Annotated in this window: 6 protein-coding genes; 1 reads left to right on the forward strand and 5 read right to left on the reverse strand. The window is 64.6% G+C overall.

The features are described 5' to 3' along the window. From recA to dapA, 5 genes are all read right to left on the reverse strand, one after another. Positions 1-575, reverse strand: a 575-nt coding sequence (recA, locus tag RMO81_RS13105) for a recombinase RecA (protein WP_310476343.1), incomplete at its 3' end; no start/stop codon positions are given. 110 nt (positions 576-685) lie between these two features. Next, on the reverse strand, positions 686-2263 hold the full coding sequence (locus RMO81_RS13110; RefSeq protein ID WP_310476338.1) for a response regulator: 1578 nt from the start codon (positions 2261-2263) through the stop codon (positions 686-688). Positions 2264-2294: 31 nt separating this feature from the next. Continuing rightward, complete coding sequence (locus tag RMO81_RS13115; protein ID WP_310476339.1) at positions 2295-2954, reverse strand: sulfite oxidase-like oxidoreductase; 660 nt, start codon at positions 2952-2954, stop codon at positions 2295-2297. Between the two features lie 10 nt (positions 2955-2964). After that, positions 2965-3447 (reverse strand): SsrA-binding protein SmpB, encoded by a 483-nt coding sequence (gene smpB, locus RMO81_RS13120; RefSeq protein ID WP_310476340.1) that lies wholly within the window; start codon positions 3445-3447, stop codon positions 2965-2967. Further along, positions 3447-4343, reverse strand: a complete 897-nt coding sequence (gene dapA, locus RMO81_RS13125) for a 4-hydroxy-tetrahydrodipicolinate synthase (RefSeq protein ID WP_310476341.1) — start codon at positions 4341-4343, stop codon at positions 3447-3449. The genes smpB and dapA overlap by 1 nt, the downstream gene beginning before the upstream one ends. A 104-nt stretch (positions 4344-4447) precedes the next feature. Here dapA and RMO81_RS13130 point away from each other — a divergent pair. Beyond that, on the forward strand, positions 4448-6401 hold a 1954-nt coding region (locus RMO81_RS13130), incomplete at its 3' end, for a lytic transglycosylase domain-containing protein (protein WP_310476342.1).

Consider the following 6401-nt stretch of genomic DNA (forward strand, 5'->3'; position numbering starts at 1 on the left):
CGGCTGATCGAACCGGTGAGCTTGCGCAGCGACTGCGACATCAGGCGGGCCTGCAGGCCCACATGGCTATCACCCATTTCGCCTTCGATTTCGGCGCGCGGCACCAGCGCGGCCACCGAATCAATCACCAGAACGTCGATAGCGTTCGACCGCACCAGCGTGTCGACGATTTCCAGCGCCTGTTCGCCGGTATCGGGCTGCGAGACGATCAGTTCGTCGATGTTGACGCCAAGTTTCTTGGCATAGACCGGATCGAGCGCGTGTTCGGCATCGACAAACGCCGCGGTGCCACCATTCCGCTGGGCTTCGGCAATGACGTGCAGTGCCAGCGTCGTTTTGCCCGAGCTTTCCGGCCCGTAGATTTCCACAACACGGCCGCGCGGCAGGCCGCCGATACCAAGCGCGATGTCGAGACCCAAAGAGCCAGTCGAAATCGACTCGATCTCCATCGCGTCGCGCTGGCCGAGCTTCATCACCGAGCCCTTGCCGAACGCACGGTCAATCTGGGCCAGAGCCGCTTCGAGTGCTTTTTGCCGATCCATTCCCGATTCCACCACTTTTAGAGCAGATGCCATGACCCGATCCCTTCCCTGAAGCCGCCATACAAATTCGTCAACGGCTTTTGATGTACCCCAATTGTTCCATGAGAACAAGTGGCGAACATTTCGCGGGCGATTTTGTCGGTTCAGCCCTTCAGAGGTTGGGCGGTGGCGATGGCCGCAACCAGTTCGGCCAGCGCGAAAGGCTTGGCCAGAAAGCGGATTCCGCGTGCGTCGGCTTCGCGGTGGCGCGGCAGTTCGGCATAGCCGGACATCAACACGATGCCCATCTGCGGCCACATCCTGGCCGCTTCGAAGGCAAGTTCGACACCGTCGATGCCCGGCATCATCACGTCGGAAACCAGCACGTCAAAAACTTGCCCGTCCCGCAGGATGGCCAGCGCCACCATGGCATCGCCGGCAGTGGTCACCACACAGCCCTTGCGTTCGAGGCCGCGGGCAAACACCGCCCGCACCGACGGTTCGTCTTCGACCAGCAGCACGCGGCGGCCGGCGGCAATCGGTTCTGGCGGCACTTCAACCACGGCGCGATCGGCCACGACCGCCGCTGGCTGCGGCCGGCCCGGCAGATAGAGCGAGAAAGTGGTGCCGCGTCCGCCTGGCCCCGGTTTGGCAAAGATATAGCCATCCGATTGCTTCACGATGCCATACACGGTGGACAGGCCGAGGCCGGTGCCCTGCCCCAGCGGCTTGGTGGTAAAAAAGGGTTCGAAGATCTTGGCCGCAATATCGGGCGGAATGCCGCTGCCGGTATCGCTGACATCGATCGAAACAAAATCGATGGCCGGCATCATGGCATGGCCCAACCCGGCCACATCACGGCGCAGCACATCGGCGATGTTGATCACCAAGCGGCCATTGCCTTCCATGGCATCGCGGGCATTGACGGCCAGATTGACGATGACCTGTTCCAACTGGCCCGGATCGGCCCGAACAAAGAACAGCCCCGGCGCCGCGGTGATATCCAATTCGATCGCCGGGCCAAGCAATTTGACCAGCAACGGCCGCAGCCCCTGCACCAGTTCGCGAATGCACAGCAATTGCCGATTCTGCGGCTGCTGGCGGGCAAAGGCCAGCAACTGCGCCACCAGATTGGCCCCGCGTTTGCCGTTGTGAAGAATTTCGGCCACGGCATCATGTTCGGGGCTGGAATCGGGGCCTGAATCGGGGCCAGGACCGGGAAAGCGTTCCAGCAATTGTTCGGCATGGCCCAGGATGGCCGTGAGCAGATTGTTGAAATCATGCGCCACCCCGCCGGCCAGTTGGCCAACCGCCTGCAGCCGGGTGACGGCAGCAACCTGCGCTTCCAGCCTTATCTGTTCGCGGATGTCGCGCATCACCACCAGGGCCGAGGCGCCATAGCCGGACGGCGTGGACATCACATTGATATCGCGCACTTCATCGGGGCGTTCTGCCAACGCGAGGCGCAACACCTGCGGCTCCCCACCGGCCAGCACGTCGGCAACGGCGCGCGACAACATGCCGGCATCATCGCCCACCACCATGGCTTCCGGGCGCATGCCGGGGCGCCAGCCGGTGCCAGCGGTGGCCTGCATGGCATCATTGCCGGAAATGATCCGGCCCGAGGAATCGAGCAGCGCCAGCGCGATCGGCAAATTCATCAGCAGCGAGCCGATCCACGGGCTGGCCAGCCCTTCGGCAAAGGGCGCAGGCCAGGCAGTTCTGACGGGCTGGAATTTCATCCAGTCATTCACGGCTGCAGGGGCGTCGGATTCAGTTATAGCGCTGCTCCGTCCAAGGATCGCCGTCGTTGTGATATCCTCGTAGCTCCCAGAAGCCCGGTTTGTCCACGGCCAGAACTTCGATGCGGGTCAGCCATTTGGCCGATTTCCAGAAATACCAGCGCGGGATGATCGCCCGCACCGGGCCACCGTGCTCGCGCGACAGCGGCACACCATCATGGCCATGGGCGATCAGGCAATCATCGCCGGCAAAACGCTCCAGCGTGACGTTGGTGGTGTACCCATCGGCGCCATGCAGCACGACAACATTGGCCTGTGGCAACGGTTGCACCACGCTGAGCAACTGGCTGGTGGCAACGCCCGACCAGCGATTATCGAAGCGCGACCATTGCGTGACGCAGTGAATGTCGGACACATCGTCGATCTGTGGCTGGGCCTTGTAGGCCGCCCAATCCCAGATGACGGGATTGGCGACCGCCCCATCCACGGTCAGCCGCCACTCATCCTTGCCGATATCGGGCTTCACACCCAGATCGAGCACGGGCCAATTGGTGACCAGGCGCTGGCCGGGCGGCAGGCGGTGGGCGTGATCCGGATCGCTTTTGCCGGTGAGCAAGCGGCCGCTCTCGGCCCAAGCCTGCTTGATGGCGACAAGCTTGTCCCGAACGCTTTTGCCCTTGCCCTCTGCCATCGGACTCTCCTCAGCCGCGATCCCTGAGCAGCCGCGCCTTGTCGCGCTGCCAGTCGCGTTCCTTCGACGTTTCCCGCTTGTCGTGCAGCTTCTTGCCCTTGCCCAGCGCGATTTCGATCTTGGCCCGCCCGGTGCGGTTGAAATAGAGGGTGAGAGGCACGATCGTCATGCCTTGACGGTTCACCGCGGTTTCCATCTTTTCGATTTCCCGCGCGTGCATCAGCAGTTTGCGCGGCCGTTTCGGTTCGTGATTGAAGATGTTGCCGTGGGAAAACACCTGGATCGTGGCGTTGATCAGCCACATCTGGCCATCCTTCACCTCGGCAAAACTTTCCGCGATACTGGCCTGGCCCTTACGCAGCGATTTCACTTCGGTGCCGGTCAGCATGATGCCGGCTTCCACCACATCCTCGATATAATATTCAAAGCGCGCCCGCCGGTTCTCAGCGACCGTGTTCGTCTTTACCCCAACTTCAGGCTTTGGCCGGGCCATTACAGCAGCCCGGCGTGGGCAAGCGCGGCATCCACCGCGGCCTTTGATGCAGCCGACGGTTCGATGATCGGCAGGCGCACTTCGGCCGACATGCGGCCCAGCCGGTGCAGCGCATATTTGGTCGGGCCGGGCGACGAATCGCTGAACAACGCAGCATGCAATGGCTGCAGCCGATCGTTGATGGCCAGGGCAGCGGCATAGTCACCGCGCAGCGTCGCTTCCTGCAGCTGGGCAAACAGCCGCGGCGCCACGTTGGCCGTCACCGAAATCGCCCCCACGCCGCCGTGCGCGTTGAAACCGATGGCCATATCATCATTGCCCGAAAGCTGGATGAAATCCGGGCCGCAGGCGAGCCGCTGCTGGGCGACGCGGGCGATGTTGCCGGTGGCATCCTTCACGCCGATGATGCGCGGCAGCCGGGCCAGCACGGCAATCGTCTCGACACTGATATCGGCGACCGTGCGCCCCGGCACGTTATACAGAATGATCGGCAGGCGCGTGGCATCGTGCAGGGCGGTGAAATGCGCGATCAGCCCGGCCTGGCTGGGCTTGTTGTAATACGGCACAACGATCAGCGCGGCATCGGCGCCCACTTTTTCAGCGTGCGCCAGATGCGCCAGCGCCGTGCGCGTATCGTTGCTGCCGCAACCAGCGATCACCGGCACGCGCCCTGCCGCTGCCTCCACGCAAGCGCTGATCACGGCATAATGTTCATCATTGGCCAGCGTCGGCGATTCCCCCGTGGTGCCCACCGGCACCAGGCCGTGGCTGCCTTGCGCGATCTGCCATTCGACATGGGCCGCAAACGCGTCGAGATCCACCGCGCCGTTCTTGAACGGGGTGACCAGCGCCGGAATTGATCCCTTGATATTCAATCCATTCCCAAAGTCGTTCATTGCCCGTTCCTCTGCCGCACCCTATCACGGTCGGCATGTACAACGCGCGCAATAGAAGCCGGTGGGCCACCCTGTCCAGCATTGCCGTCGTGGCCGTCATTTGCATGGCGGCGCCGGCAGCCGCCCAATCGCTCGATGCCGCCACCATCGCCCGCTATCAGGCAAGGCTTGCCGACAATGACAGCGGGCGTTTTGCCCAGCTTTCCGGTGCGCCGCTGACCGGCGGACAGACGGTTCCAGTGCTGGACGAGGTGGTGACGTGGGACCGGCTGCGGCGTGACTCCTTTAAAGGCAGCTTTGCCGACTATGCTGCCTTTCTGGCTGGCCACACCGATTGGCCGGCGGTCTCCACCATCCGCCGGCTGGCCGAGCGCAGCATCAGCGATGAAACGCCGGCCGATCAGATCGTGCGCCATTTCGGCCGGCTGCCGCCGATCACTGCCGAAGGCAAATGGCGTTACGCGGAAGGCTTGGCGGCCACCGGGCAAACCGCCGCCGCCAGCTGGGCCCGCGATGCCTGGGATTCGGCAGGCCTCGACGAAGTACAGGAAACCCGGCTGCTGGCCAAATTCGGTGACCGTTTGCGGCCCGAAGATCATGCCGGCCGCATGGATCGGCTGCTGTGGGCCAATCGCATCACGCCGGCGGCTCGCATGCTGGCCCGGGTTGATACCGATACCCGCCTGTGGGCGCTGGCGCGGATCGCCGTGCAGCGCAATGCGCCCGATGTGGCAGCGCGGCTGGGCGTGGTGCCGGAACGGCTGCGGCGCGAAGCCGGGCTGGTGCTGGACGAAGCGAGGTGGTTGATCCGGGCTGGCCGCGCCGCCGAAGGCCATGCGCTGCTGGCTGGCCCCGTCACGGCGCGGATCGCTGGCGGGCCAATCACCACCGGCCAGGAAAGCTGGCTGAAATCGCGGCTCGATATCGGGCGCGCGTTGTGGCGGGCGGGCAATGTGGAACGGGCGCGGGCCGTGCTGGCCGGTCACGGATTGGATGCGGCCCGCATGGCGGCACGCCCACTCGCAGAGCGCGCCCATCTGCTGGACACCGAATGGCTGGCCGGCTGGATTGCGCTGCGCAAGCTGAACCAGCCCGCACAAGCCCTGACCCATTTCCGCGCCGCCCGCGCCGTGGCGCAATCGCCGATCAGCCAGGCCCGCGGCGATTACTGGGCCGGCCGCGCCGCCGATGCTGCCGGCCAGCGCGACCTGTCCCGGCAATATTACGCCGCCGCCGCCCGCCATCCGGATTATTTCTATGGCCAATTGGCCAGCGAACGACTGGGCCAGCCGCTGGCGCTGACGGGACGCCCACTGCCCGCCGCAGACGCCGCCACCGCCGGCAATTTCCGCGCGGAAGGCCGGGTGCGCGCCCTGTTTGCGCTGGCCGATGTTGATCGCAGCCGCCAGACCCTGTTTCTGAAGCAACTGGCCGATACCGCCGAAACCCCGGCGCGTGCGGCACTGGTGGCGAGCCTCGCCGCGCCGTTGAACCGCCCCGATGCCGGCGTGCATGCCGGCAAAGCGGCGCGCGGCACGGCAGAACTGGCGTTGATTTCCGTCGCCTTCCCGGTGCTGCCACTGCCCGCTGAGCTGGCCTCACGGTTCACTACCATCCACGCCATCGCCCGGCAGGAAAGCCAGTTCGATCGTACTGCCCGTTCAAGCGCCAATGCGCTCGGCCTGATGCAGCTGGTGCCTGCGACGGCGGCTGAACAGGCGCAGAAAATGGGCCTGCCCGCCAGCCCGGCCAGTCGGTTGACGCAGGACCCGGTGTGGAATGTCACGTTAGGCAGCGGCTTCATCGAACGGCTGCGCGCCAGTTATGGCGGATCGGCGCCGCTGGCGGTGGCGGCCTATAATGCCGGGCCGGGCAATGTGCGGCGGTTCATCGCCCTGAACGGCGATCCGCGCGGATCTGACATGATCGACTGGATCGAGAGCATCCCGTTTTCCGAAACCCGCAATTATGTGCAGCGCGTGCTGGAAAATGCCGTGGTCTATGAAACGCTCTACCCGGAACGCGCGACCACCAAGGGCCCGAACCGGCTCAGCGAAT

It is taken from the genome of Sandarakinorhabdus sp., from assembly GCF_031422795.1.
Taxonomy (GTDB): Bacteria; Pseudomonadota; Alphaproteobacteria; order Sphingomonadales; family Sphingomonadaceae; genus Sandarakinorhabdus.